A 671-nucleotide genomic window follows, 5' to 3' on the forward strand; every position below is an offset into this window, starting at 1 on the left:
GCTTTGACGGATTGTAAGCGCACGGTTTCAGGTACTATTTCACTCCCCTCCCGGGGTACTTTTCACCTTTCCCTCACGGTACTAGTCCGCTATCGGTCACCAGGGAGTATTCAGGCTTATCGGGTGGTCCCGACAGATTCACAGCAGATTTCACGGGCCCGCTGCTACTTGGGTATCCACAACGACAGTTGCAATGTTTTCGTCTACGGGACTCTCACCCTCTACGACAGGCCGTTCCAGACCACTTCGACTAACACCACAATTTCTCACTGTCGGCCGATCCGGCAGAATCGACAATGCAAACCCCACAACCCTCCATACGCAACCCCTGCCGGGTATCACACGCACAAAGTTTGGCCTCATCCGCTTTCGCTCGCCACTACTCACGGAATCACTATTGTTTTCTCTTCCTGTGGGTACTGAGATGTTTCACTTCCCCACGTTCCCTCCACACACCCTATATATTCAGGTGCAGGTAACACGACATCACTCGTGCTGGGTTTCCCCATTCGGACACCCTCGGATCACAGCTCGGTTGACAGCTCCCCGAGGCTTATCGCAGCCTCCTACGTCCTTCATCGGCTCCTGGTGCCAAGGCATCCACCGTACGCTCTTCATTACTTACAACAAAGATGCTCGCGTCCACTGTGCAATTCTCAAACAACACACAC

1 rRNA gene is annotated in these 671 nt (G+C 53.5%); it reads right to left on the reverse strand.

The window, feature by feature from the left end:
- Window positions 1-627: ribosomal RNA gene (locus tag O4220_RS27710) — 23S ribosomal RNA — on the reverse strand; the annotation flags it as partial.
- Window positions 628-671 lie beyond the last annotated feature (44 nt).

This window comes from Rhodococcus ruber, from assembly GCF_027270735.1.
In the GTDB taxonomy this organism is placed as follows: Bacteria; Actinomycetota; Actinomycetes; order Mycobacteriales; family Mycobacteriaceae; genus Rhodococcoides; species Rhodococcoides rubrum_A.